The 26,125-nt window shown below is 71.9% G+C and carries 21 protein-coding genes; 10 read left to right on the forward strand and 11 right to left on the reverse strand.

Annotation, left to right across the window (positions count from 1 at the left end; genetic code table 11):
- Positions 1-124: 124 nt before the first annotated feature.
- Positions 125-532, reverse strand: coding sequence for a DUF4307 domain-containing protein (locus tag ACTVZO_RS26180; protein WP_443300683.1), 408 nt, complete (start codon positions 530-532; stop codon positions 125-127).
- Between the two features lie 120 nt (positions 533-652).
- Here ACTVZO_RS26180 and mca point away from each other — a divergent pair, with 120 nt between their 5' ends.
- The gene (gene mca, locus ACTVZO_RS26185) at positions 653-1,534 is read left to right on the forward strand and encodes a mycothiol conjugate amidase Mca (RefSeq protein ID WP_443300684.1); all 882 of its coding nucleotides are present in this window, start codon (positions 653-655) and stop codon (positions 1,532-1,534) included.
- Positions 1,535-1,536: 2 nt separating this feature from the next.
- Positions 1,537-1,779 (forward strand): hypothetical protein, encoded by a 243-nt coding sequence (locus ACTVZO_RS26190; RefSeq protein ID WP_443300685.1) that lies wholly within the window; start codon positions 1,537-1,539, stop codon positions 1,777-1,779.
- A 97-nt stretch (positions 1,780-1,876) separates the two neighbouring features.
- Here the strand turns inward: ACTVZO_RS26190 and ACTVZO_RS26195 are convergent, their stop codons facing one another.
- A complete protein-coding gene (locus ACTVZO_RS26195) occupies positions 1,877-5,089 on the reverse strand; it encodes a tetratricopeptide repeat protein (protein ID WP_443300686.1) in 3,213 nt (1,070 codons plus the stop codon).
- A 166-nt stretch (positions 5,090-5,255) separates the two neighbouring features.
- On the opposite strand from ACTVZO_RS26195, the gene ACTVZO_RS26200 reads away from it, so the two are divergent.
- From ACTVZO_RS26200 to ACTVZO_RS26220, 5 genes are all read left to right on the forward strand, one after another.
- Positions 5,256-7,310: a thioredoxin domain-containing protein gene (locus ACTVZO_RS26200; protein ID WP_443300687.1), complete on the forward strand. Its 2,055-nt coding sequence runs from the start codon at positions 5,256-5,258 to the stop codon at positions 7,308-7,310.
- A 271-nt stretch (positions 7,311-7,581) separates the two neighbouring features.
- The gene (locus tag ACTVZO_RS26205; RefSeq protein ID WP_443300688.1) at positions 7,582-8,862 is read left to right on the forward strand and encodes a glycosyltransferase; all 1,281 of its coding nucleotides are present in this window, start codon (positions 7,582-7,584) and stop codon (positions 8,860-8,862) included.
- Entirely contained in the window at positions 8,859-10,646 is a 1,788-nt protein-coding gene (locus ACTVZO_RS26210; protein WP_443300689.1) for an ArnT family glycosyltransferase, read from the forward strand. The genes ACTVZO_RS26205 and ACTVZO_RS26210 overlap by 4 nt, the downstream gene beginning before the upstream one ends.
- Before the next feature lie 6 nt (positions 10,647-10,652).
- The gene (locus ACTVZO_RS26215) at positions 10,653-11,978 is read left to right on the forward strand and encodes a glycosyltransferase (protein WP_443300690.1); all 1,326 of its coding nucleotides are present in this window, start codon (positions 10,653-10,655) and stop codon (positions 11,976-11,978) included.
- Positions 11,979-12,001: 23 nt separating this feature from the next.
- Positions 12,002-14,419 carry a galactose oxidase-like domain-containing protein gene (locus ACTVZO_RS26220; RefSeq protein ID WP_443300691.1) on the forward strand — a complete coding sequence of 806 codons (2,418 nt, stop codon included), beginning with the start codon at positions 12,002-12,004 and terminating at the stop codon, positions 14,417-14,419.
- Positions 14,420-14,435: 16 nt separating this feature from the next.
- Here the strand turns inward: ACTVZO_RS26220 and trhA are convergent, their stop codons facing one another.
- Positions 14,436-15,053 (reverse strand): PAQR family membrane homeostasis protein TrhA, encoded by a 618-nt coding sequence (gene trhA / locus ACTVZO_RS26225; protein ID WP_443303270.1) that lies wholly within the window; start codon positions 15,051-15,053, stop codon positions 14,436-14,438.
- A gap of 316 nt (positions 15,054-15,369) precedes the next feature.
- On the opposite strand from trhA, the gene ACTVZO_RS26230 reads away from it, so the two are divergent.
- The gene (locus ACTVZO_RS26230; protein ID WP_443300692.1) at positions 15,370-17,205 is read left to right on the forward strand and encodes a phosphoenolpyruvate carboxykinase (GTP); all 1,836 of its coding nucleotides are present in this window, start codon (positions 15,370-15,372) and stop codon (positions 17,203-17,205) included.
- Between the two features lie 113 nt (positions 17,206-17,318).
- Here the strand turns inward: ACTVZO_RS26230 and ACTVZO_RS26235 are convergent, their stop codons facing one another.
- Genes ACTVZO_RS26235 through ACTVZO_RS26250 form a run of 4 tightly spaced genes read right to left on the reverse strand, consistent with a single transcriptional unit; the run spans position 17,319 to position 21,847 of the window.
- A complete protein-coding gene (locus ACTVZO_RS26235; RefSeq protein WP_443300693.1) occupies positions 17,319-17,963 on the reverse strand; it encodes a hypothetical protein in 645 nt (214 codons plus the stop codon).
- Entirely contained in the window at positions 17,950-19,575 is a 1,626-nt protein-coding gene (locus tag ACTVZO_RS26240) for a substrate-binding and vWA domain-containing protein (protein ID WP_443300694.1), read from the reverse strand. The genes ACTVZO_RS26235 and ACTVZO_RS26240 overlap by 14 nt, the downstream gene beginning before the upstream one ends.
- Complete coding sequence (locus ACTVZO_RS26245) at positions 19,572-20,759, reverse strand: toxic anion resistance protein (RefSeq protein WP_443300695.1); 1,188 nt, start codon at positions 20,757-20,759, stop codon at positions 19,572-19,574. The genes ACTVZO_RS26240 and ACTVZO_RS26245 overlap by 4 nt, the downstream gene beginning before the upstream one ends.
- A complete protein-coding gene (locus ACTVZO_RS26250; protein WP_443300696.1) occupies positions 20,756-21,847 on the reverse strand; it encodes a hypothetical protein in 1,092 nt (363 codons plus the stop codon). Before ACTVZO_RS26250 ends, ACTVZO_RS26245 begins: the two co-directional genes overlap by 4 nt.
- A 137-nt stretch (positions 21,848-21,984) precedes the next feature.
- Between ACTVZO_RS26250 and ACTVZO_RS26255 the strand changes: the two genes are divergently transcribed.
- Complete coding sequence (locus tag ACTVZO_RS26255; protein ID WP_443300697.1) at positions 21,985-22,464, forward strand: hypothetical protein; 480 nt, start codon at positions 21,985-21,987, stop codon at positions 22,462-22,464.
- A gap of 237 nt (positions 22,465-22,701) precedes the next feature.
- Here the strand turns inward: ACTVZO_RS26255 and ACTVZO_RS26260 are convergent, their stop codons facing one another.
- Both ACTVZO_RS26260 and ACTVZO_RS26265 read right to left on the reverse strand, forming a co-directional pair.
- Complete coding sequence (locus ACTVZO_RS26260) at positions 22,702-23,097, reverse strand: SCO4983 family protein (protein ID WP_443300698.1); 396 nt, start codon at positions 23,095-23,097, stop codon at positions 22,702-22,704.
- Between the two features lie 125 nt (positions 23,098-23,222).
- On the reverse strand, positions 23,223-24,434 hold the full coding sequence (locus tag ACTVZO_RS26265) for a pyridoxal phosphate-dependent aminotransferase (protein ID WP_443300699.1): 1,212 nt from the start codon (positions 24,432-24,434) through the stop codon (positions 23,223-23,225).
- A 276-nt stretch (positions 24,435-24,710) separates the two neighbouring features.
- On the opposite strand from ACTVZO_RS26265, the gene ACTVZO_RS26270 reads away from it, so the two are divergent.
- Positions 24,711-25,187, forward strand: a complete 477-nt coding sequence (locus ACTVZO_RS26270) for a macro domain-containing protein (protein WP_443300700.1) — start codon at positions 24,711-24,713, stop codon at positions 25,185-25,187.
- Between the two features lie 49 nt (positions 25,188-25,236).
- Here ACTVZO_RS26270 and ACTVZO_RS26275 read toward each other — a convergent pair whose 3' ends face one another.
- Positions 25,237-25,704: a nitroreductase/quinone reductase family protein gene (locus ACTVZO_RS26275; protein ID WP_443300701.1), complete on the reverse strand. Its 468-nt coding sequence runs from the start codon at positions 25,702-25,704 to the stop codon at positions 25,237-25,239.
- Positions 25,705-25,864: 160 nt separating this feature from the next.
- Complete coding sequence (locus ACTVZO_RS26280) at positions 25,865-26,050, reverse strand: hypothetical protein (RefSeq protein ID WP_362310556.1); 186 nt, start codon at positions 26,048-26,050, stop codon at positions 25,865-25,867.
- Between the last annotated feature and the right edge of the window lie 75 nt (positions 26,051-26,125).

The raw sequence follows: 26,125 nt of genomic DNA on the forward strand, positions 1-26,125 counted from the left end.
AGGGGACTACTAGGCCGCCAGCGGCGGACGAAACCACGAGCCTAACAATTCGGGAAGAAAAGGGGGAGGACCCGCGAGTCCGATTGCCCGCCGTCCGAGGTCCGGCCGGGCCGTCAGCGTGCCCTCAGCGGGCCGCCGGCTGGCAGCCGACCAGCTCGATCATCGTGGCGCGGCTGGTCGTCTTCAGCGAGACCATCTCGTCCACGCGCGCCTGGGCCTGCGGGAACGTGAAGTCCGCCCGGCCCACCTCGCCGTGCTCCGTGTCCTGCGAGCTGAGCGTGCACACCCCGGTGACCGAGGACTCCTTGCGGACCTCCAGGTGCACCTTCACCTCGGTGTCCGAGACGACCTGGAACTTGATCACCTCGGCGCTGACGCTCTGCCCCGCGATGTAGTCCCAGCCGATCCACCCGACGACACCGAGCAGCAGGGCCCCCATCACGGCCCCCACGACCTTGAGCTTGCGATCCGCACGCTCGTCCGCCGACCGGCCGTAACGGCCCTCGGGCAGCCCTTCGCGCACCGCGCTCATCGATCGTTCCTTCCGCCAGGGCGGGGCCGGATCCGCGTGGACCCACCCCCGGAATTTTCCGCCCCCCGATTCGGTCACTATAGAAGCCGACTGTCACGCCGAATTGCAGAGGATCCCGTCTTGACCGAGCAGCTTCGACTGATGGCCGTCCACGCCCACCCCGACGACGAGTCGAGCAAGGGCGCGGCCACCATGGCCAAGTACGTGTCCGAGGGGGTGCCCGTGCTGGTCGTGACCTGCACCGGAGGCGAGCGCGGCTCCGTGCTGAACCCCAAGCTCCAGGGTGACAAGTACATCGAGGAGAACATCCACGAGGTGCGCCGCAAGGAGATGGACGAGGCGCGCGAGATCCTCGGCGTCGAGCAGGAGTGGCTGGGATACGTCGACTCCGGCCTGCCCGAGGGCGACCCGCTGCCGCCGCTGCCCGAGGGCTGCTTCGCGCTCGCGGACGTGCACGAGGCCGCCGGCGAGCTGGTGAAGAAGATCCGCGCCTTCAAGCCGCAGGTCGTCACCACGTACGACGAGAACGGCGGCTACCCGCACCCCGACCACATCATGACCCACAAGATCTCGATGGTCGCCTTCGACGGTGCGGCCGACACCGAGAAGTACCCGGAGGCCGAGTTCGGCCCGGCGTACCAGCCGCAGAAGCTCTACTACAACCAGGGCTTCAACAAGCCGCGCACCGTCGCCCTGCACGAGGCGCTGCTGTCGCGCGGCATGGAGTCCCCGTACGGGGAGTGGCTGGAGCGGTGGAAGGAGTTCGAGCGCACCGAGCGGACGCTGACCACCCACGTGCCCTGCGCGGACTTCTTCGAGATCCGTGACAAGGCGCTGGTCGCCCACGCCACGCAGATCGACCCGGACGGCGGCTGGTTCCGCGTCCCGATGGACGTCCAGAGGGAGGTCTGGCCCACCGAGGAGTACGAGCTCGCGAAGTCGCTCGTCGACACTTCCCTCCCCGAGTCCGACCTCTTCGCGGGCATCCGGGAGAATGCGTAGCTATGAGCGCTACGCAGGCAGCACTGACCCAGCTCCTCCCGCTGGCGGGTGACACCTTCGACAAGAACAAGGTGACCCCCGGCATCCTGGGCTTCATCGTCTTCGCGGCCCTCGCCGTCGGCGTGTGGGCCCTGATGAAGTCGATGAACCGGCACATGGGACGGGTGGACTTCCAGGAGGCTCCGGAGAGCGGGGCCGCCGCCGGCTCCACCGCCGCCGGCACCGCCAAGGACCGGACCTCCTAGGCGCCGCCGCCCGGCAGCCGAAGACCGGCAGCCGCAGCCAGGCCGTCGAAGACCGCCGCACCGCCCCCGGACCGGGCGGGGCGGCGGTCTCCGCGCGTCACGCGGGCGGCAGCAGCGGGACGCCCATGATCTCCCGCGAGTGCAGGTTCGGCACCAGGCCCAGCCGCCACGCCTGCCAGCCCTCCGCCGGGTCCACCCCGCGGCCCAGGATCACCGCGTACGTCTCCAGGCAGTCCTCCAGCCGCCCGTCCCGGGCCGGATGCGGCGACCCGGCCAGCCGGTCCAGCTCGGACCGCGCCTCCTCCGGAGCGCCCGGCACCGCAGGCACCGCCGGGGCCGCGGAACCGGTGTACGGCAGCATCGTGCAGCGCAGGAACCGCGCCCAGTCCTCCCCGCGCCGGTCCCCGTACGAGATGAACAGCCGCACCGCCTCCTCGCACAGGCCCAGCGCCTGCGCCACCCTGGCGTTGCCCGCGTCCACCACCGCCAGCTCCAGGCAGGTCCACGCCTCGCCGTGGGCCAGCCCGATCCGCCGGAAGTCCGCCCGCGCGTCCACCAGCAGCTGCCGGGCGAAGCCGGAGTTCCTCAGGTTGCCGGTCTGCGCGGCCCGCTGGTCGCGCGTCACCCGCCCCGAGTGGTGCCGTGCGTGCGCCAGCCCGTACACGTCCCGCATCCGCGAGAACATCGTCCGGGCCCGCTCCAGCTCCCGCACCGCCTGATCGCGCTCGCCGCCCTCCTCCAGCGCCTGCCCGAGGTAGTACAGCGTCCACGCCTCCCCGCGCGCGTCCTCCGCCTCCCGGTGCCGGGCCAGCGCGTCGCGCAGCCGCTCCAGGGCCGGGCCCGGGTCCCCGTCGACCACCCGGGCGCGGCCCAGCTGCGTCAGCGCCCAGGCCTGACCGCGGTCGTCGCGCGTGCGCCCGTACAGGTCGAGGGCGCGCCGCAGCTCCGCCTCCGCCCGCTTCACGTCGCCCAGCCGCAGGAAGACCTGGCCCAGCTGGAAGTGGGCCCACGCCTCGCCGTGCACGCTCTCGTTCTCCCGGTGCAGCTCCAGCGACCGCTCCAGCAGCGCCATCGCCTCCGCCAGGTGCGCCCGGTCGCGCTCCACGGCCGCCAGCGCGTGCAGGCCCCACGCGCGGTCGCCCGCCAGCTCCGGCGGCTCCTGGAGCACCAGCGCCTCCCGGATGCGGGCCGCGGCCTCGGGCAGGTTGCCCTGGTGGTGCAGGGTGATGCCCAGCGAGATCAGGGCCATGCCCGCCCCCGCCTCCTGGTGGGCCTCCATGTACTGGTCCACCACCGAGGCCAGCGTCGTGCGGGCCTTGTCCAGCTCGCCGAGCTGCCGCGCCGCGATACCGGTGCGCCACTGCACCGACCGCACCAGCCGCCCCTGCCGGCCCGCCTCCACCGCCTGGGTGAGCTCGTTGATCTCGCCGAGCCGGTACAGGTCCCCGCGCAGCAGGCAGAAATCGCACAGTGCGCCCAGCAGGTCCAGTACCGCCTGCTGGTCCACGCCCTCCGAGTGCCGCAGCGCGGCCGTGATGAAGCTGGACTCGTCGTCCAGCCAGCGCAGGGCCGCGTCCAGCGAGGTGAAGCCGTGCACGCCGAACTGGTGGGCGCGCGTCGACATCTTCCCGTCGACCATCCGGATCACCGAGTCCGCCAGCTGCGCGTACGCGCGGATCAGCCGCTCGTGCGCGGCCGCCGCCTCCGCCCGGTCCTCCTCCGCCGCCAGCCGCTCCGCCGCGTACGCGCGCACCGCGTCGTGCATCCGGAACCGCTGGCCCCGCACCCGTTCGATCAGGCCCGCCTCGCACAGCTCCTCCAGCGCGCGCAGCGCCGCCTGTTCGGGTACGTCGGCCAGCGCGGCCGCGGCCGCGCCGCCGAGCGAGGCCCGCCCGGCCAGCGGCAGCAGCCGCAGCAGCCGGCGGGCCGGCCCGTCGAGGCGGGCGTCGGCGGCCCGCAGCGCCAGCTCCACCGGGTGGCCGGGTCCGGCGGCGGGCACCAGGCCCGCGCGGGCCGGCGGGGTCAGCATCCGCAGCGCCAGCGGGAGTCCGCCGCCGCGCTCCACCACCGCCGCCGCGTCCGCGTCCACGGGCAGGGCGGCGGCCCGTACCAGCTCGACGGCGTCCGCCTCGGCCAGCGGTTCCACCGGCAGCTGGTGCACCCAGGCCGCCAGGTCCGCGGGCAGCTCCAGCGGCCCCCGTGCCGTCACGAGCACCAGGCTCTCCGACCGCTCCGGCACCAGCGTCCGGACCTGCGCCGCGTCCACGGCGTCGTCCAGCACCACGGTCACCGGCAGGCCCTGGAGGTGCTGGTGGTAGAGCTCGCCCAGCCTGCGCACCTGCTGCTCCGCCGTGGCGCCTTCCCGGAAGAGCAGCTGCTCGCGGGGGGCGCCGAGCCGGTTCAGCAGGTGCAGCAGGGCCTCGCGCGTCGACAGGGGTGCCCCGCCGCCGCCCGGTGAGCCGCCCCGCAGGTCCACCAGGCAGGCGCCGCGGAACTGGTCCCGCAGCGCGTGCGCGGCCCGCAGGGCCAGAGCGGTCCGGCCCACGCCCGGCTCGCCGTGCAGCACGACCACGACCGGGCGGGTCTCGGTGCTGGCGCGGGCCGCCTGCACCCACTGGGCGATCCGGGTCAGCTCCGCCTTGCGGCCGGCGAAGGGGTCCGAGGGCTGCGGAAGCTGCCCGAAGGACTGCTCCAGGGCGCTGCGCCGCCGGGCCTCCGCGCTGCGGTCCGTACCGCGCAGCCGCGGGGCGCCGCGGGGCGGTGTACGGGGGGCCCGCGCGGCTGCGGTCACCGCGCGCTGCTGCTCCAGGAAGGGCCGTATGCCGCGCACTTCCAGCGCCGACAGCCATTGCAGCCTGAGCTGCTCGGGCCCGCCCGGGCGGCCGCGTTCCCCGGCCCGCCGGTTCGCCGCGGGCAGGTGAAGGGCCGTCACCTTGGCCACGGTCGCGACCGCCCCCGCGACGCCCGTCACCGCTCCCACGGTCAGTGCCGTACCGGCGGCGACGCCCAGTGCCAGATCCGCCCCGACGGCCGCTGCGCCCGCAACCGCCGCGACGAGTAAGGCCGTTGAGGTGCTGCCTTGCCGGAAGGCCTCGCCGAGCGACTGGTCCCCGGCCGCCGCCTCGTCCAGGGCCCGCACGTACGCCTCGTACTCCGGATCCGCACTCACGGCGAGCGCGTCCAGCGCCTCCCGCGCGCGGGCCAGCAGCGCCGCCCGGTCCAGCGGCGCACCCGTCGCCGCCCGCCGCGCCTCCTCCTCCACAGCCCGCTCCAACAGCCGCTCTGCCTCACTGCGATGGCTGTCCCGCATCGGCTTCCCCCTCGGAGATCTCCGGCAACGTGCCACAAGTGTCCGTCGGGACGTCCGCGAGCGCGAGGGAATCTGAGCTAGTTCAGAGGGAGGCGAAACCTGCCGGACCCGCGACCTGGTCCCGCTCCTTCGGCGCCGATCCGATCTCGTGCGGCAGGATGTCCCCATGCCGAACCGCCTCGAGAACGAGACCTCGCCGTATCTGCTCCAGCACGCAGACAACCCCGTGGACTGGTGGCCGTGGTCGCCGGAGGCGTTCGCGCAGGCGCGGGAGCGGGGGGTGCCCGTCATGCTCAGCGTCGGCTATTCCAGCTGTCACTGGTGCCATGTGATGGCGCATGAGTCCTTCGAGGACGAGCTGGCCGCCGCCTACATGAACGAGCACTTCGTCAACATCAAGGTGGACCGCGAGGAACGCCCCGACGTCGACGCCGTCTACATGGAGGCCGTGCAGGCCGCCACCGGGCAGGGCGGCTGGCCGATGACCGTGTTCCTGACGCCGGACGCCGAGCCGTTCTACTTCGGAACCTACTTCCCGCCCGAGCCCCGCCACGGCATGCCCTCCTTCATGCAGGTCCTCGAAGGCGTGCGGACCGCCTGGGTCGGGCGGCCCGAGGAGGTGGCCGAGGTCGCGCAGCGGATCGTACGGGACCTGGCCGGGCGGGAGTTGGACTACGGGAAGGCCGGCACGCCCGGCCCCGAGGAGCTCGCCCAGGCACTGCTCGGGCTGACGCGGGAGTACGACGCCACGCGCGGCGGATTCGGCGGGGCCCCGAAGTTCCCGCCGTCCATGGTGCTGGAGTTCCTGCTGCGCCACCACGCCCGCACCGGGTCCGAGGGCGCGCTGCAGATGGCCGCCGACACCTGTGAGGCGATGGCCCGGGGCGGGATCTACGACCAGCTCGGCGGCGGGTTCGCCCGCTACTCCGTGGACCGGGAGTGGGTCGTTCCGCACTTCGAGAAGATGCTCTACGACAACGCGCTGCTGTGCCGGGTCTACGCGCACCTGTGGCGGGCCACGGGCTCGGACCTCGCGCGGCGGGTCGCGCTGGAGACGGCCGACTTCATGGTGCGGGAGCTGCGCACCGACCAGGGCGGCTTCGCCTCCGCGCTCGACGCCGACAGCGAGGACCCGGCGAGCGGCCGGCACGTGGAGGGGGCGTACTACGCCTGGACCCCCGACGAGCTGCGGGTGGTGCTCGGCGAGGACGACGGGAACCTGGCCGCCGGGTACTTCGGGGTGACCGAGGAGGGCACCTTCGAGCACGGGAAGTCCGTGCTCCAGCTGCCGCAGGACGGTCCGGCGGCCGACGCCGAGCGGATCGCGTCGATCCGCGCGAGGCTGTTCGCGGCCCGGCAGACGAGGCCCGCGCCCGGGCGGGACGACAAGGTCGTCGCGGCCTGGAACGGGCTCGCCGTCGCCGCCCTCGCCGAGTGCGGGGCCTTCTTCGAGCGGCCCGACCTGGTCGAGCGGGCCACCGAGGCCGCCGATCTGCTGGTGCGCGTGCACATGGACGGCCGGGCCCGGCTGGCGCGGACCAGCAAGGACGGCCAGGTGGGCGCGAACGCGGGCGTGCTGGAGGACTACGGCGACGTGGCCGAGGGGTTCCTCGCGCTGGCGTCGGTGACGGGGGAGGGGGTCTGGCTGGAGTTCGCCGGGTTCCTCGTCGACCTGGTGCTGGACCGGTTCACCGCCGAGGACGGCTCGCTGTACGACACCGCGCACGACGCGGAGAAGCTGATCCGCCGCCCGCAGGACCCGACCGACACGGCCGCGCCGTCCGGCTGGACCGCGGCGGCCGGCGCCCTGCTCTCGTACGCCGCGCACACCGGTTCGGAGGCGCACCGTACGGCGGCCCAGCGGGCGCTCGGGGTGGTACACGCCCTCGGGCCGCGCGCCCCGCGCTTCATCGGGCACGGACTGGCGGTGGCCGAGGCGCTGCTGGACGGGCCGCGGGAGGTGGCGGTCGTCGGGCACCCGGACGACCCGGCGCGGGCGGCGCTGCACCGGACGGCGTTGCTGGGGACGGCTCCTGGGGCGGTCGTGGCGACGGGCCTGCCGCTCGCGGAGGACGGCAGCGGCGGGGAGTTCCCCCTGCTGACCGAGCGCACACTCGTACACGACCTTCCGACGGCGTATGTGTGTCGACATTTCGTCTGCGCGCGGCCTACGACGGATCCGGTCGAGTTGGCAGAGCAGTTGGGTACGGTTCGTCCCTGAAGTACCCGGAGTACCGTCAATTCCGGTTACCGATATATCGATGAAGAAACCGGCTTTTTATCTGTGCTGCGCCTGAGTGTCATGTTCACTGTCTAATCTCGTGTCGTTCGCGAGTCGCGTTTCGAGAGTCACCGTTCCGGGAGACACCGAGATGGCGCACTGGGGGGTGCGCGCAAGGGGGAAGCGGAGGCGGCGGGCCGGGGGCCCGCCGTGAGCCTCCGGGGGGTTTGACGATCGCCGCCGGGGGTTGCGGCATGTCCGGGGGGACAATTTGTTCACCTCTGTGTTCATTTCTGTTATTTCGTTGGCACTCTTCGGGATCGCCGCCTTCACGCTCTGGTGGCAGATGCACGCCTGGCGGACGCCGGAGGTGCTCGCCTCCACCCGCTTCGACCGCCCCGACGGCGGCGGCGCGCTGGCCTTCTCGCTGCTGCTGCCCGCCCGCCACGAGCAGGCGGTGCTGGAGCACACCATCGAGCGGCTCCTCGAATCGAGCCACACCGACTACGAGATCATCGTGATCGTCGGGCACGACGACCCCGGGACCGCCGAAGTCGCCGAGCGCGCCGCCGCCAAGGCACCGGCCCGGGTCCGGGTCGTCGTCGACCACCACGAGACCAAGAACAAGCCCAAGGCCCTCAACACCGCCCTCCCGACCTGCCGGGGCGACATCGTCGGGGTCTTCGACGCCGAGGACCAGGTCCACCCCGAGCTGCTCGCCCACGTCGACCACGCCTTCCGCTCCACCGGCGCGGACGTGGTCCAGGGCGGGGTCCAGCTCATCAACTTCCACTCCAGCTGGTACAGCCTGCGCAACTGCCTGGAGTACTTCTTCTGGTTCCGCTCCCGCCTGCACCTGCACGCCGAGAAGGGCTTCATCCCGCTCGGCGGCAACACCGTCTTCGTACGCACCGAGGTGCTCCGCGAGGCCGGCGGCTGGGACCAGGACTGCCTCGCCGAGGACTGCGACCTGGGCGTGCGGCTGTCCTCGGTCGGCAAGAAGGTGGTCGTCGCGTACGACTCCGACATGGTCACCCGGGAGGAGACGCCCGGCTCCCTGGTGAGCCTGCTCAAGCAGCGCACCCGCTGGAACCAGGGCTTCCTCCAGGTGTACCGGAAGAAGGACTGGCAGCAGCTGCCGGGCCGCGGCCAGCGCTGGCTCGCCCGCTACACGCTGATGACCCCGTTCATGCAGGCCGCGTCCGGGGTGATCATCCCGCTCAACTTCGCCGTCGCGGTCTTCCTCGACGTACCGGTCGGCATCGCGATCATCACCTTCCTCCCCATGCTCACGGCGATGGTGACCTTCGTCTTCGAGATCGTCGGCCTGCACGACTTCGGCCGGCAGTACGGACTGCGCGTCCGCTTCGTGCACTACGTCAAGCTCGTCGTCGGCGGCCCGTTCTACCAGGTGATGCTCGCGGGCGCGGCGATCCGCGCGGTCTGGCGCGAACAGCGCGGCCAGGGCGAGTGGGAACTGACCAGCCACACCGGCGCCCACCTCACCGGCGCGCCGGCCGCCACAGCGATCCGAGAGGACGGCAACCAGTGACCGCCACCCTGCCCACGGCCACTGATCCCCAGCCGGGCGCCCTCGCGCACACGACCGCGACCGCCACCGCGACCGCGACCGCCCAGGCCACTGCCACCACCACCGCCACCGCCACCGAGACCGCTCCCCGCGTCCCCGCCCAGCGCGGCGCCCCCGGCGTCCGACCGACCGCACTGCCCGTCCGCCCGCTCGTGCGCTTCCGCTCCTCCCGCCCCGACCTGCTGCTGTGCGGGGCCCTGCTGATCGTGATCGTCCTCGTGCAGGGCTGGAACATCACCCACTTCCCGACCCTCAGCGACGACGAGGGCACCTACCTCGCCCAGGCGTGGGCCGTCCAGCAGGGCGACGGCCTCGCCCACTACACGTACTGGTACGACCACCCGCCCCTCGGCTGGATCCAGATCGCGGGACTCACCTGGCTGCCCTCGCTGTTCGTACCCGAATCGATGACGGTCGCCTCGATGCGGTTCGCGATGCTGGCCGTCTCCGCCGCCAGTTCCGTGCTCATGTACGTCCTCGCGCGCCGGCTGTGGCTGCCGCGCTGGGCGGCCGGGCTGGCCATGGCCCTCTTCGGGCTCTCGCCGCTCTCGGTCGTCCTCCAGCGGGAGATCTTCCTCGACAACCTCGCGGTGATGTGGATCCTGCTCGCCTTCTGCCTGGCCGCGTCACCCAGCCGCCACCTGTGGCACCACTTCGGGTCCGGGCTCGCGGCCGCCACCGCCGTCCTGACCAAGGAGACGATGCTGGTGGTGCTCCCGGCGCTGCTGGTGACGATGTGGCGCCACAGCCACCGCGACACCCGCAAGTTCGCCGTCACCGGAGCCATCACCGCCTGCACGCTCATCGGGCTGGCCTACCCGCTGTTCGCCCTGCTCAACGGCGAGCTGCTGCCCGGCTCCGGGCACGTCTCCCTCATCGACGGCATCACCTACCAGATGGGCCGCGAGGGATCCGGATTCATCCTCGACCCCGGTTCCGGCTCGAACGGCGTCCTGCGGTCCTGGCTGTACTACGACACCGTCCTGCCGCTCGGCGGACTCGCCGGCGCCGTCCTCCTGCTCGTGACCCTTCGATGGTCCGTCACCGCCCGCGCGCTCGCCGGCCCCGCGCTCGCCGCCGTCATCCTCGCCCTCGTCGCGATGCGGCCCTCCGGCTACCTCCCGGCGATGTACGTGATCCAGGCGCTGCCCTTCCTCGCCCTCGTCCTGGCCGGGGGCGCGGCCAGCGTCACGCACGCCGTGCTCCGCCGCCGCCGCTCGCCGGGCGAGCGCAGGCAACTGGTGTACGCGCGCTGGGCGATGATCGGCGTACTGGCCGCGGCGGCCGCCGTGTACGTGCTGCCGCGCTGGTACGAGGGCAACCGCACGGCGCTCACCGTCGACGCGAACGCCCCCTACCGGCAGGCCGCGGCCTGGCTCGGCAGCGAGGTCGAGGACCCGGCGCGCACCCGGGTGCTGCTGGACGACGCGCTGTGGCTGGACGCCGTGCACCACGGTTTCGAGCCGGGGCTCGGCGCCATCTGGTTCTACAAGGCGGACCTCGACCCGGCCGTCACCAGGACGCTGCCGCGCGGCTGGCGGGACATCGACTACGTGGTCTCCTCGCCCACCGTGCGCCGTGACGCGGTGGACCTGCCGAACGTGCAGGCCGCGCTGGAGCATTCGACGGTGGTCGCCGTCTTCGGCTCGGGCGAGGACCGCATCGAGATCCGCCGCACCGACCGGACCGCCCCCGGCGACCCTGCCGCCCCCGGCACCCCCGCCGACCGCCAGAGTGGGAGCTGAGCCACCATGAGCGAGGACCTGTGGTCCCTGCATGCCCCGATCGATCCGGACCTCGGCCTTCCGCAGGCGGTGGCCGGCAGCGTCACCCTGATCATCCCGACCTTCAACGAGGCGGGGAACATCGCCGAGCTGCTGCGCCGGCTCGCCGAGGCGCTGCCCGACCCCGAGCAGCTGCCCTGCGAGGTGCTGTTCGTGGACGACTCCACGGACGACACCCCGGCCGTCATCGAGAAGGCCGCCGCCGACCACCCCTTCCCGGTGTCCGTCCTGCACCGGGAGACCGCCGAGGGCGGCCTCGGCGGCGCCGTCGTCGAAGGGTTCAAACGGGCGGACACCGACTGGGTCGTCGTCATGGACGCCGATCTCCAGCACCCGCCGCACCTCGTGCCCGAACTCGTCGGCGAGGGGATACGCACCGGCGCCGACCTCGTCGTCGCCTCCCGCTACATCAGCGGCGGCAGCCGGGCCGGACTCGCCGGCGGCTACCGCATCGCCGTGTCCCGCGCCGCGACCTGGCTCACCAAGGCGCTCTTCCCGCGCGCCCTGCGCGGCATCAGCGACCCGATGAGCGGCTTCTTCGCGATGCGCCGCTCGATGGTCACCGCCGAGGCACTCAAACCGCTCGGCTACAAGATCCTGCTGGAGCTGGCGGTCCGCCCCCAGCTACCGCCGGGAGGTGCCCCCACCCAGCTACCGCCGGGAGGTGCCCCCACCCAGCTACCGCCGGGAGGTGCCCCCACCCAGCCACCGCCGGGAGGTGCGCCCACCCAGCCACCGCCGGGAGGTGCGCCCCGCCGGCCCGCGAAGGTCGCCGAGGTGCCCTTCGTCTTCCAGGACCGCTACTCCGGCGCATCGAAGTCCACCGCCCGCGAGGGCATGCGCTTCCTGGCCCACCTGGCCTCGTTGCGCTCCGCGACCCCGCTGGCCCGGCTGGTCGGCTTCGGCCTGATCGGCCTGACCGGCTTCGTCCCCAATCTGGCCGCGCTCTGGCTGCTCACCCGCGGCGGCATGCACTACCTCCCGGCCGAGATCGTCGCCAACCAGGCCGGGGTCCTGTGGAACTTCCTCCTCATCGAGACCCTGCTGTTCCGCGACCGCCGCCGCCACCGCCACTGGGCGGACCGGATCGGCCGCTTCGCGCTGCTCGCCAACGCCGACCTGCTGCTGCGGATCCCGCTCATCGCGGTCTTCGTCGCCCAGTTCGGCATGGGCGCGCTGCCCGCCACCGCCCTCGCGCTGGTCACCACCTTCGTCCTGCGGTTCGCGGCCACCGAAGCGCTCGTCTACCTGCCGCGCACCTCGCGCAAGGCAGGGCGTCACACCAGGAGTTGAGCCGCACAGAAGGGAACCTTCCCATGCGTCTGAAGATCCGGCGGCGGGCCGGTCGGCGGGCCGCCCTGCTGGCCGTCGGGGCGCTGACCGCGGGCCTGCTGCTCACCGCACCCCAGCAGGCCACGGCCGGACCGCCCAATCTGCTCTCCAACCCCGGCTTCGAAACCGCCGGCGTACCCGGCGCCGACATGCCGTCCTGCTGGTCCAAATCGGGCTGGGGCGACAACGACTTCACCTTCGCGACCGTTCCCGACGCGCACAGCGGCACCAAGGCGATGCGGGTCTCGCTCACCCGCCGGGTGGAGGGCGACCGCAAGGCCCTGGTCACCGAGAACACCACCTGTGCGCCGGCCGTGGCGCCGGGCAAGCAGTACGACCTGTCTGCCTGGTACAAGTCGAACACCCCGGACGTCTCGGTGACGGTGTTCCGCCGGGAGGCGACGACGGGGAACTGGCAGTACTGGACCGACCTGCAGAATCCGCCGGTCAGTGCCGGCTGGGCGCGCACGGAGGTCCGTACGCCCGTCGTACCGCCGAACACCGACAAGATCGCGTGGGGGCTCTCGGTGTACGGGGTGGGCACGCTCACCACCGACGACTACGCGCTGGAGGAGGTGGGCGCGGCGCCGCCGCAGCCCGCCTGCTCCGGTACGGCGGAGGAGTGCGCCAAGGGCAAGTGGGAGGTGATCCCGGCCAAGAACCCGGTGCGTTCGATGCACGCGGTGGTCCTGAAGAACGGGAAGGTGCTGCTGATCGCGGGCTCGGGAAACGACATCGCCCAGTTCAACGCGGGCACCTTCACCTCGGCCGTCTACGACCCGGCGAACGGATCGTTCAGGACGATCCCGACCCCGGTCGACATGTTCTGCTCGGGCCACGTGCAGCTGGCCGACGGACGGGTGCTGGTCATGAGCGGCAACAAGGGCTACCCGTCCGCCGACGGCACGATCGGCTACCAGGGGCTGAAGGACTCGTACACCTTCGACCCGGCGACCGAGACGTACACGAGGACGAACGACATGAACGGCGGGCACTGGTACCCGTCGGCGACGATCCTCGGCAACGGTGACGTGATCTCCTTCGGCGGCCTGAAGGAGGACTCGACGGGCAACGTGACGGCGGAGAAGTTCTCGGCCGCGCAGAACAAGTGGCTCCCGATGAACGAGGTCAACCAGACCTGGTCGTACTGGGGCCTGTACCCGTCGATGATCCTCATGCAGGACGGGCGGCTGTTCTACTCGGGCAGCCACACCTTCGGCAACGGCACGCCGGGCACGGGCGCGTCGGTCTACGACTACGGGGCCAACACCATCACCGACGTGCCGGGCCTGCGGAACAAGGACCAGCGCGACGAGTCGGCGAGCGTGCTGCTGCCCCCGGCGCAGGACCAGCGGGTCCTGACCATCGGCGGAGGCAACAACGAGACCAACCCGGCGGCGAACCGGATCACCGACATCATCGACCTGAAGCAGCCGAGCCCCGCCTACACGGCGGGCCCTGACATCCCGCTGGGCCTGGTGGACACCGGAGCGGGCAAGCGGCCGCAGACCGGGGCCGAGGGCAAGATGTACGCCTCCGCCGTACTGCTTCCGGACGGCAAGGTGCTGGAGACCGGCGGCGGGCTCCACGACCGGGCCGACCCGGTGTTCGAGGCCTCCTTCTTCGACCCGGCGACCAACACCTACCAGGCGGGCCTGGCCACCGACCCGATCCCGCGGACCTACCACTCGGCGTCGTTCCTGATGCCCGACGGCCGGGTCATGTCGGTGGGCGACAACCCGGGCAACGGCACCTACAACCACAACGTGTCGATCTACACCCCGCCGTACCTGTTCAAGGGCCCGCGCCCGCAGATCACCTCGGTGATCGACACCCAGTGGGTGTACGGGGACACACAGCGGATCACCGTCAACCGGCCCGTCGCCAAGGCGGAGCTGATCCGTCCGGCGGCGGTCACGCACTCCTCCGACCCCAACCAGCGGTTCGTGGACCTGCCGATGACGGTCGACGGCAACAACATCGACCTCAACGTCACCAGCAACCCCAACCTGGCGCCGCCCGGCTGGTACATGCTCTTCGCGGTCGACGCGAACGGGGTCCCGTCGATCGCGACCTGGGTGCACCTGGGCGGGCCCTCGGCCCTGGCGGCGACGGCGGAGCCGCCGTCTGCGCACGAGCACACCTTCGCCGACAAGCTGGGGCCCCCGAAGCCGAACCCGGCCAAGCGGGACTCCGTACCCGTGGCCCCGACCGTGGCCGGCTGCGACCGGCACTACGGGACGGCCGGCGTGTGCGTCCCGACCCGCTTCCCGGCGGAGGTGAAGGAGACGACGAAGGCCCGCTGCGACTGGCTGGCCGCCCACCGGTACCCCAAGCGCATGAAGGTCAACGGCAGCGACCCGCTGCGCCTGGACCAGGACCGCGACGGCTACGCCTGCTGACGCGGTCCGTCCGCGGTCAGTGCTGGTAGGCGGCGAGCGAGATGCCGACGTAGTGGGCCACGAACGCCGCGAGGGTCAGGGAGTGGAAGACCTCGTGGAAGCCGAAGAAGCGGGGGGAGGGGTTGGGGCGCTTCATGCCGTAGATGACCCCTCCCACGCTGTAGAGGAGGCCGCCGACGATCACCAGGACCAGTACGGCGATGCCGCCGGTGCGCATGAAGTCGGGGAGGAAGAAGACGGCCGCCCAGCCCATGGCGATGTAGCAGGGCGTGTACAGCCAGCGCGGGGCGCCGACCCAGAAGACCCGGAAGGCGATGCCGGCCGCGGCCGCGAGCCACACCGCCCACAGCAGCGTGCGCCCGGTGGAGGGCGGGAGCAGCAGGACGGTCAGTGGGGTGTAGGTTCCCGCGATGATCAGGAAGATGTTGGCGTGGTCGAGCCGCCGCAGGATGGCCTCGCCCCGGGGACCCCACGTGCCGCGGTGGTAGACCGCGCTGACGCCGAAGAGCAGGCAGGCCGTGAGGATGTACACCCCGCAGGCCACGCGGGCCCGGGTCGAGTCGGTGAAGGCCATCAGCACCAGGCCCGCCACCACCACGGCGGGGAACATCCCGAGGTGCAGCCAGCCGCGCATGAGCGGCTTCTCCTCCAGGGCGGTCTCGGCCGTCTCCAGGGCCCGGACGACCGGGGAGGCGTCGGCGGCCGGGACGGCGGCGGCGTCAGAATTCATGCACGCCATGCTACCTACGGGTCCGTAGGTTTCCGTTAGTCCTCTTTACGGAAGATTGACGGACGTGGCGATGCTCACGTGAGAGGCCCCCTGGACATATGCGCACACGCACCGGATGATCAGATGAGTGCGGTCGACACCGGATGAGCGGAGCGCGAAGCGTCCGGGTCGCAGCCCCCACGGGGCCTACACCAAACAAACCCCTCAACAAGGAGCAATCGTGGCGCGCGACAACGCGGCTCCCACTTCCATCCCGACTCTTCCCACTGATCACGCGGCACTGATCTCCTGGGTGGACGAGATCGCAGCCCTCACCCAGCCGGACCGCGTCGTCTGGTGCGACGGCTCCGAGGGCGAGTACGAGCGCCTGTGCGAGGAGCTCGTCGCCAAGGGAACGTTCAAGAAGCTCGACGAGACGAAGCGCCCGAACTCGTACTACGCCGCCTCCGACCCCTCCGACGTCGCGCGCGTCGAGGACCGGACCTTCATCTGCTCCGAGAAGGAGGAGGACGCGGGCCCGACCAACCACTGGAAGGCCCCTTCCGAGATGAAGGAGATCTTCGCGGGGGACCAGGGCATCTTCCGCGGCTCCATGAAGGGCCGCACGATGTACGTCGTCCCCTTCTGCATGGGCCCCCTCGGCTCCGAGCTCTCCGCGATCGGCGTCGAGATCACCGACTCCGCCTACGTGGCCGTCGCGATGCGCACCATGACCCGCATGGGCAAGGCCGTCCTCGACGAGCTCGGCACCGACGGCTTCTTCGTCAAGGCCGTCCACACCCTCGGCGCCCCCCTGGAAGAGGGCCAGGCGGACGTGCCGTGGCCGTGCAACACCACCAAGTACATCTCGCACTTCCCCGAGAGCCGCGAGATCTGGTCCTACGGATCCGGCTACGGCGGCAACGCCCTGCTCGGCAAGAAGTGCTACGCCCTGCGCATCGCGTCCGTCATGGCCCGCGACGAGGGCTGGCTCGCCGAGCACATGCTCATCCTCAAGCTCACCCCGCCACAGGGTGAGGCGAAGTACCTCGCCGCCGCGTTCCCGAGCGCCTGCGGCAAGACGAACCTCGCCATGCTGGAGCCCACGATCCCCGGCTGGACCGTCGAGACCGTCGGCGACGACATCGCCTGGATGCGCTTCGGCGAGGACGGCCGCCTGTACGCGATCAACCCCGAGGCCGGGTTCTTCGGCGTCGCCCCCGGCACCGGCGAGCACACCAACGCCAACGCCATGAAGACGATGTACGCCAACACCGTCTTCACCAACGTCGCGCTCACCCCGGACGGCTCCGACGTGTGGTGGGAGGGCATGACCGAAGAGGCGCCCGCGCACCTCATCGACTGGAAGGGCAACGCCTGGACCCCCGAGTCCGAGACCCCGGCGGCCCACCCCAACGCCCGCTTCGCCGTCCCCGCCGCCCAGTGCCCGACGATCGCCCCCGAGTGGGAGGACCCCAAGGGCGTCCCGATCTCCGCGATCCTCTTCGGCGGCCGCCGCGCCTCCGCCGTGCCGCTGGTCACCGAGTCCTTCGACTGGAACCACGGCGTCTTCATCGGCTCGAACATCGCCTCCGAGAAGACCGCCGCCGCCGAGGGCAAGGTCGGCGAACTGCGCCGCGACCCCTTCGCCATGCTGCCGTTCTGCGGCTACAACATGGGCGACTACATGGGCCACTGGGTCGACGTCGCCAAGGGCAAGGACCAGTCCAAGCTCCCGAAGATCTACTACGTGAACTGGTTCCGCAAGAACGACGCGGGCAAGTTCGTGTGGCCCGGCTTCGGCGAGAACAGCCGCGTCCTGAAGTGGATCGTCGGCCGCCTCGACGGCACCGCCGAGGGCGTGGAGACCCCCATCGGCGTCCTGCCGACCGTGACCTCCCTCGACACCGACGGCCTCGACCTGCCCGCCGCCGACCTCGAGTTCCTCCTCACGGTCGACAAGGACATCTGGCGCGACGAGGCCGCCCTGGTCCCCGAGCACCTGAACACCTACGGCGACCACACCCCCAAGGAGCTGTGGGACCAGTACCACGCGCTCGTGGAGCGCCTGGGCTAGCCGGGCCGCGCCCTGAACAAGGGCGCCGAAGAACGTGGGAGCCCCCGACCAAGCGGCGTCCCACCGCTGTGGGAGCCCCCGACCAAGCGGTTCCCACCGCAGCACACGACCTGTCAGGAGCGTCCGCGCTCCTCCAGGTAGGTCGTGTGCGTCTGCTGACGGCGGGCCTCTGCTTCACGGAGGCCCGCCGTCACTCGTTCCGCCTCGTCGTACAGGACCGTCAGCTGCCGCTCCAGATGCCGCTCCGGCGACTCGCCGCCCGGCGTCAGCCGCGTCCACCAGCGCGTCCGGTTGTACGTGTCCACGCACTCCGGCACGTCCAGCCGGATCGCCCGCGACAGCGAATGCACCGACTCCGGATCCGCCGCCAGGGCATCGGCCACCCACCCGGGATCCAGCAGCGCCGCGTACAGCTCCACCAGCTCGGCCAGCTTCCCCCCGGCCGCCGGCGGCAGCTCCACCTCCGCCAGGTACTCGCGCAGCCGCCCGAAGTCCTCCCGTACGACGCCCAGCTGCTCGGCGGCATCCGGATAGAGCGGCGGAGCCACCGTCTCCGGCGGGGCGATCAGCACGCCCGCGCCGTACAGCCCCGCCACCACCACCGGCCAGTACGAGCCGCCCACCCCGGCCAGGCCCAGACCCAGCCCGGCCACCCCGCACGCCGAGCCGGCCAGGTTCTTCTTCGACTCCAGGTAGGTGAGCAACCGCGCGCCCAGCGCCCTGCCCGCCGCCCCGCCGGAGGCTCTACTGGTAGCCACGGATCTCCTCGAAGGCTCCGTTCAGCGAACCGCTCCCGCCGGTGGCGTCGAACAGCCGCCCGCCGGTCAGTTCGGTGATGTGGGTGAGTTCCCTGCGGTCCGAATCCCCGAACAGCACCGCGAACACCGGGGTGCGCTTGCGGTCCCCGGGCAGCGAGGCGTAGAAGGAGTCGAAGTGCCCCGCCCCCACCCCCTCCGTGTTCTGGCCGTCCGTCATCAGCACGATCGAGGTGAACGCGTCCCCGCCACCCTTGCCGAGCTGCTCGTACGCCGCCTCCAGACTGCTGTACACCGCCGTACCCCCCTCCGGCTCCAGCGCCTTCACGTCCCCCCGGATCCCGTCCAGGGCCGGACCCGGATTACCGGGCTCCACCACGTGCGTCCGCACCTTCTTCACCTTGGACCCGAACGGCAGGAGCGTCACCTCCTCGCGGTCCCGGAACCGCTCCCCGGTTCCCGAACTCCCCGTACCCGTCAGCTCCGTGAGCGCCGCCTTCAGCCGCCCGATCCGGTCCCCCTCGGACATCGACCCCGAGGTGTCCAGCACGTACACCGTCCGCGACGGCCGGCGCAGCTCGTTCTCGTACGAGGCCAGCAGCCCGTCCGCGACCGCCAGCGAACCCGGGAACGGCAGCTCGCGCCGCTTGTCGGCACCCAGCCCCGCAGCCGGCGCCACCCCCGCCGCGACCGGACGGCGGAAGGTCTTCTCCGTGATCGCCCGCTGCGCCTGCGCACCGCGCAGGTACTCCGTCAGCGCCCGGCCCGACTCGCGGGCCCCGGCCGGGGCCGAGGTCAGCAGCGTCAGCGGATAGTGCGCGGTGACCACGCCGTCGCGCGGCCGGACCACCGTCAGCGGGGACTTCGCGTCCCGGTTCACCGACAGCAGCACCGACTCGTAGTTCACCAGCGCGTCCACGTCCGCGCGCTGGGCGTAGGCGGTCGCCAGCCAGCCCGAGGAGCCCGACGTCAGCCGCTGCCCGGCGAAGAACTCCTTCAGCCGCGGCGCGGCCGCCTTCACATCCGCGTCCGTCAGCGCCGCCTGCGCGCCCGACAGTCCCGAGGCCACCGAGACCAGCGCGGAAAAACCGGAGTTGGACCGCACCGGGTCCGTCATCCCGTACGTGAGCTTCCCGCCGCTCACCGCCTCGTGCACCGCCGACCAGGTGACGTCCTCGGGCTTCCAGCCGAGCCGCGCCAGCGCCTCCGGCCGCACGCCGAGGGCGACGGGCGAGGACATCACCGGGGTCTCGTTGGCGAGCTTCCGCGCGGCCTCGGGACGCAGCCGCAGATAGTCGTTGGACGACAGCCAGATCGCGTCGTACGTCCCGTCCGCCTTCCCCGACGCCACCTGCTCGGCCGCGTCGAGCGTGCCGGACCAGGTCAGCTCCACCTTCACCCCGGTGGCCTTCCAGGCCTCGTCCAGCACCGGCTGCATATCCGCCAGCTCACTGGAGGCCAGCACCCGCAGGGTGCCCTCCTTGTAGGCCGACGGCTTCGGACCGTCCGGTGCGTCGGCCGTGCAGGCGGTGGCACCGAGAAGCAGGGCGAGGGCCGCGATCCAGCCCCGGCCGCCCCCGAGGCGCGGGGAAGCCCCGCGCAGCGGCCGGCTCACCGGGCACCGCCCTCGAGCGCACTGACGCTCCGCGTCCGCGCGAGGTACGCCGACGCCGTCTGCAACTCCCCCGTCAGGGACTCCACGGTCGCGGCCATGTTCTCCGTGGCCTGCACCTTGAAGGTGTCGATCGCGTCGAGCGTCTGGTAGATCTGCGCGAACGCCGTCCGCAGGGTCTCCGCCCCCACCGCCGGATCGGCCGCGATCCGCTGGATCTCGCCGCTCTGCGTCGACAGCATCCGCGCGTTCCCCCGGATCAGGTCCTCCGTCGTGTCGCGCAGCGTGTTGACCTGCTCGACCACCTTGCGCTGGTTGTCGAGCGCCGACGCCAGCATCACGGCGATCCGCAGCGCGGACACCGTGGTGGTCGCGGCCCGGTCGACACCCTTGATCAGCTCTTCGTTGCTGCGCCGGACCACGTCCATCGCCAGGTACCCCTGGGCGCACACGGCCAGCTGCGTCAGCAGGTCCTGGTGCTTCTGCCGGACCGGGAACAGCATGTCCGCGCGCAGCGCGTCGGCCCCCTGCGGATCGGAGGGCTCCGCCTCGGCGATCCGCTGCTCCACGGCGGAGTCCAGGGCCTCGGTGAGGACCGCGTACTCCTGGAGCTTGCCCATGGTCTCCCACAGCCGCGCCCGCTCCGTGTGCAGGGCCGCGTTGTCACGGCGCAGCTCGTCCTGCCCGCTGCGCAGCGCGCCCACGATCCGGTTCAAGGTCGCCTGCGAGGAGGCGTACTTGGCCACGTGGTCGCGGAACCTGTTGCCGCCCGGCAGCTTCGAGATCAGCTTGCCGAATCCCTTGGCGGGCGTGTCGCGCGGGTCGAGGTCCTCGACCGTGCGGCGCAGTTCGACGAGCGAGCCGGCGACCCGGGCCTGGGAGTCACCGCCGCCGTCGGAGCCCAGCGAGCGCACGGCCCGGTCCAGCATCCGGTTGGACTGCTGGGCGGCGGAGCGGATGTCGGCCGAGCCGAGCCCCGCGATCTCGCCGATCCGCTGCGCGAACTCGGGCGAGCGGGCGTCGATCCCGGCGAGCGAGCCGACGTACTCCCCGGCCCGGCGGGCCATCTCCTCGCGCACGCCGTCCTGGAGCGGTACGAGTCCGGCCGCCTGCTCCTTGCGGACGGGGGCGACGGGCTCGGGCGCGGTGAGGACGAGCGGGGAGTCCTCCGGAGGTGTCAGTGTCACGGTGTGTCCCCCTGCCCCTTGGCGCGGTCGGCCAGCGCCATCAGGATCTTGACGGTCGGTGTGCCGACCTGGCGGATGCCGGTCAGCGCGGGGTTGAGGTAGGCGGCGTGCGGGGCGGTCGCGGCGGTGAATTCGGGCACGCCGTCCTGCGGGCGGAAGCCGTGGCGCAGCACCAGCTCGCGCAGCTTCGGATCGGTCGCGAGGAGCGTGCCGAGCTCCGCTGCCTTCTCGCCGAGCGGTACGAAGGTGTGCGCGGTGTTGACCGTGGTGTCCGGGTAGAGGACCACCATGTCGCCGGGATCCTGCTTCTGCAGCAGGAGGGCCGCCACCTGGGACTCGTAGACCAGGATGAGCGGTTCGCCGCTGCCGCTGATGAAGGCCCGGAACGGATCGTCGGTGCTGGGCTCCAGCGCGCCCTGTACGGAGATCAGCTTGCGCAGCAGGGGCGCGGTGCGGGCGACCCCGGCGTCGTCGGAGACGACGGTGCCGCCGTTCGCCACGTTGGAGGCGGCGGCGAGGAACAGGGCGCCGGAGTTCGAGGTGGCCGGGTCGGTGGTCTTGATGAACACCGTGCCGGTCAGCTCGGCGTGGGCGGAGGAGCCGGGCAGCTGCTGCCAGGTGCGGTCCTCGCCGGCCGCCTTGAGGAAGGCGCCCATCAGGAGGGTCCCGGAGTTCTTGCCGGTCATCTTCGCGAGGCCGTTGTCGGCCAGCACCTTGGCCGCGTTGGAGCGGGCGATGACGACGAGCGGGGAGTAGAAGGTCTTGGTCTGCTGGGCGCCCTTGACCCCGGCGGCGGCCTCGACCTCCTTGGCGGGCTCACTGCTGCTGGGGAAGGCGAAGTCGAACTCCTTGAGGGCGAGCTGGTCCATCGCCCAGGAGCCCGAGGTCTCCGCCTTCACGGTGTAGCCCTTGGCGGCAAGGGCCTTGACGACGTCCGGGTCGCGGAAGAATTCGGACTTCTCCGAGCCGATGACGCCACGCACGGTCTTCGTTGCCGGCGTTTCCGGGTCCTGCTCGTTCACGAGGGCGACTGCTACGACGCCGCCGATCAGGAGGAGGCCCAGGACGATTCCTAGGATGCGTCTCACGGGTGCAGCGTGCTCACGGAAACCCACATTCCGCGCGGAGTTGAATGAACGTCAGGTGTCCAGGCGGTCCCACTTCGAAATGCTGTGTGGGCCCGTGGGTGCTGGTGGGAGGGGCGGCCGCCCGGGAGGATCTGGACATGGGCGTGAGCGCGAGCGCGTTGAAGTGGCAGGGCTGGCTGGTCGGCCTGGTGACACTGGCCGGACTGCTGGTGTTCGCCCCGCTGGGGCTGTACGTGTGGGCCAGCGGCGGCCCGTCCCCGAACGAGGCGGTGGAGGTGGAGCCGGAGGCGCGGGTCACCGCGTGCCGCGTGGATCCGGCCAGCCGGCGGGTGACGGCGACGGTGGAGGTGACCGGGCGGGGCTCGTACGTCGTCACGGTGGAGTTCCGCGACCGGGAACACCCGGGCCCGGGCACGCGCGCCGCGCAGGCCCTGGTCAAGGTCCCGGGCGTGCTGCCGGGGGCGGCGGAACGCGCCGAGGCGGTGGGCCCGGTCTGGCCGGTGGCGACGGTCCCGTGGTGCGGGGTCGCCGACGCGGTCCGGGCGGCGGAGGGGTCGCCGGGGGGCGCGGGAGGCCCGGGCGATCCGGGGGTTCCGACGGGGCGCGGCGGGCCCTGACCGGCGGAGGCACCCGCGACGGGTCACGCAGGGGTCCGGCGGAGGGTGCGGCAGGCCGGCCGGACTCCGCGGCGCCGTGCCGGGGCTCGCGGGGCGGGGATCCGTCCGGCGGGCGCCGGGCGCCGGGCGCGTGGCGGGCTCGGCCCGGGGTGGCGAGGGGGCCGGGGTTTGTCCGCCGGGCGCGCCGCAGGGGTATGGCGCCCGGTCCGGAGCCTCCGCGGCCCCGGACCGGGGCCGTCAGAGGGCGCCGGCCAGGTCCTGGGACGTGAGGGCGGCGGCGTGCGCGTCCATGCGCTCGGCGGCGAGGATCGCGACGGTGGTGTCGGCGCGGGACGCGGCGACGAGCAGGGCGCGGGCGGCGAGGTCGTGCGCGCGCTGGTGCAGGTCCGTGGTGTCCGAGGCGACGTCCGACCGGGGCGCGCGGACCGGCTGGGCCCCGCGCAGCCGCGCGACCTGCGTGGCGATGCGGGCGGCGGCCTCGTCGAGGCCGAGCTCGTCGGTGACGGCGAGCAGGGCCGCGAGGTGCCCGGCGAGCTGCACGTCCAGGGCTTCGCTGCGGCTGCGGTGCGGGTAGTCGACGGTGGCGGCGCCCATGCGGTGGACGACCGACTTGGTGCGGCTCGGCTCGTACATGAGGTGGCCTCCTGCCAGGGTCAGGAGACCATCCTACATTGGAATCGTTCTAAAGTTGAGCTGGATCCTGGAGTCGCTCGAGCGCGGCACGGGGACCAGGGGCTATGGCCGGGGACCGGGTCCCCTCACGGCTGGCCGTAGCCGTCGAGGAAGTTCCCGATCCGCGTGACCGCGTCCGCCAGATCCTTGGCGTTCGGGAGCGTCACGATCCGGAAGTGGTCGGGCTCGGGCCAGTTGAAGCCCGTACCGTGCACCACCATGATCTTCTCGGCCCGCAGCAGGTCCAGGACCATCTGCCGGTCGTCCTTGATCTTGTAGACGGCGGGGTCGAGCTTCGGGAAGAGGTACAGCGCCCCCTTGGGCTTCGCGCAGGTGATGCCGGGGATCTGCGTCAGCAGGTCGTACGCCGTGTCGCGCTGCTCCAGCAGCCGCCCGCCCGGAAGCACCAGGTCGTCGATCGACTGCCGGCCGCCGAGGGCGGTCGCGACGGCGTACTGCGAGGGCATGTTCGCGCACAGTCGCATGTTGGCCAGGATCGTCAGGCCCTCGATGTACGACGAGGCGTGCTTCTTGGGGCCGCAGACCGCCATCCAGCCGGCGCGGTAGCCGGCGACGCGGTAGTTCTTGGACAGCCCGTTGAAGGTCAGGGTGAGCAGGTCCGGCGCGATGGCGGCGGTGTTGGTGTGGGTCGCTCCGTCGTACAGGATCCGGTCGTAGATCTCGTCCGAGCAGACGACCAGGTTGTGGCGGCGCGCGATGTCCGTGAGCCCGCGCAGCATCTCGTCGTCGTAGACGGCGCCGGTCGGGTTGTTCGGGTTGATGATCACGATGGCGCGGGTGCGGTCGGTGACCTTGCGCTCGATGTCGGCGAGGTCCGGCATCCAGTCGGCCTGCTCGTCGCAGCGGTAGTGCACGGCCGTGCCGCCGGCGAGCGAGACGGAGGCGGTCCACAGCGGATAGTCCGGCGCGGGGACGAGGACCTCGTCGCCGTCGTCGAGCAGCGCCTGCATCGACATCTGGATCAGCTCGGAAACGCCGTTGCCGAGGTAGATGTCCTCGACGTCCAGGTGGATGCCCTTGGTCTGGTAGTGCTGCATGACCGCGCGGCGCGCGGAGAGCAGCCCCTTCGCGTCCCCGTAACCGTGGGCGTTCCCCAGGTTGCGGAGCATGTCCTCAAGGATCTCCGGCGGGCACTCGAAGCCGAAGGCGGCGGGGTTCCCGGTGTTGAGCTTGAGGATGCGATGACCTGCTGCTTCGAGCCGCATCGCCTCTTCGAGCACGGGGCCGCGGATCTCGTAGCAGACATTGGCGAGTTTCGTTGACTGGATCACCTGCATGACGGGAGCTTACGGGCCCGGGGGCGGGCGTGGCGCGTCATTTGGGCGGGCGGGGCGGGGAGCGATATGTCCCGTTTCGGGTAATGGCCGGGTACCGACCCGGTCCACCCTTGGAATCCGGGGCCGGGGTCGCGTCCGGGCCTGCGGAATGGGTGAGGTGCGGGTCGACGGGGGCGGGGGTGTTGCGCTCGTCACGCGGGGCCGGGGAACTGAATCCCCCACCCCCCACCCCCGAAGCCCTACCCCCTGTCAGTGGCCCCGCATATGTTTTCGGGTATGAAGCCGCTCACGGTCATCGCCGGGGATGCCACGAGTCCGCAGGCCAAGGGGTCCAAGGCGATTGCGCATGTCTGCAATGACATCGGGGGCTGGGGCAAGGGGTTCGTGCTGGCCCTGTCGCGGCGGTGGGCGGAGCCGGAGGCCGAGTACCGGGCCTGGCATCGCGGGCGCAGCGGGAACGACTTCGGGCTGGGAGCCGTGCAGTTGGTGCGGGTGAAGCCCGATGTGTGGGTGGCCAACATGGTCGGTCAGCGGGGCATGCGCACCGGGAGCGCGGGGCCGCCGATCCGGTACGACGCCGTCGCGCGCTGCCTCGCCGCTTTGGCCGATCACGCCGTCGAGTTGGGCGCCGGGGTGCACATGCCGCGCATCGGGTGCGGGCTCGCCGGCGGGAAGTGGTCACGTGTCGAGCCGCTCATCACCGACGCCCTGTGCGCGCGAGACGTGGAGGTCACCGTCTATGAACGCGCCTGACGTCGGTACCGGTACCGGCGCCGGTACCGCTGACCGCCCCGATCCGCCGCTAGCGGTCCGACCAACCGTTTCTGCTGTCGATGATCACCAGCGGGATCCCGCGGGGCGCCGCCGCGGTCTGGTCGTCCTCGAAGGCCGGCCACAGGCCCGTCATCATCTCCCAGTACGTCTCCCGCTCCACCGGCGTCGCCGTGCGCGCCGCCGCCCGGGAGACGGTGGCGCCGACCTGGACGCGGACCTCGGGGTCCGCGGTGAGGTTGCCGTACCAGGCCGGGTGTTCGGGGGCTCCGTGCGCGGCGGCCGCGACGATCAGGCGGTTCGCGTCCGCGCCGTAGATCAGCGGGGTGCGGACCGGCCGGCCGGAGGCGCGGTCGATCGTGGTGAGCAGCAGGGTGGGCACCCCGTGCCACAGGTGTCCGTCGGCGCCGGCCGTGCCGACGTACGCGCGGACGTGGTCCAGCCGTGGGCCGGGGCGTGGGTCCGTGGGGTGGTCCCAGTCGACATCGAGAGCGTGCATTCACCTGTCCTTAGGGTTGTGGCCCCCGGACCGATAACGAGCATTCACCAAATCTGGATGCGGTCCGGCCCGGCCACACCCCCGTACGCAGACGGCCCCGGCCCGAGGGGCGACCTCGGGCCGGGGCATCAGCAGCGTGCAGGTGCGTGCGTACGGAGCGTTACGGCAGGTAGCGCTCGATGACCTGCGGGCCCTCCTTCTCGATGAGCTGGCGTGCCTTCTCGATCCGCTCCGGAGTCGGGTCGTGGCCGGTCGCCATCACGAGGTCCTCGGGGTCGTACGGCCGCTCCCCGCCCGTGAAGAGCCGGTCCGACCGTGTGGGCTGCTGGTCCGATTCACTGTCCATCGCGTACCTCCTCCGGTGTCCCCCGGTGTTCCCTGGCCCCATCCTCCGGCGGCGGCTCCATGAACGCACGTTGAC

It is taken from the genome of Streptomyces sp. IBSNAI002 (assembly GCF_052244475.1).
In the GTDB taxonomy this organism is placed as follows: Bacteria; Actinomycetota; Actinomycetes; order Streptomycetales; family Streptomycetaceae; genus Streptomyces.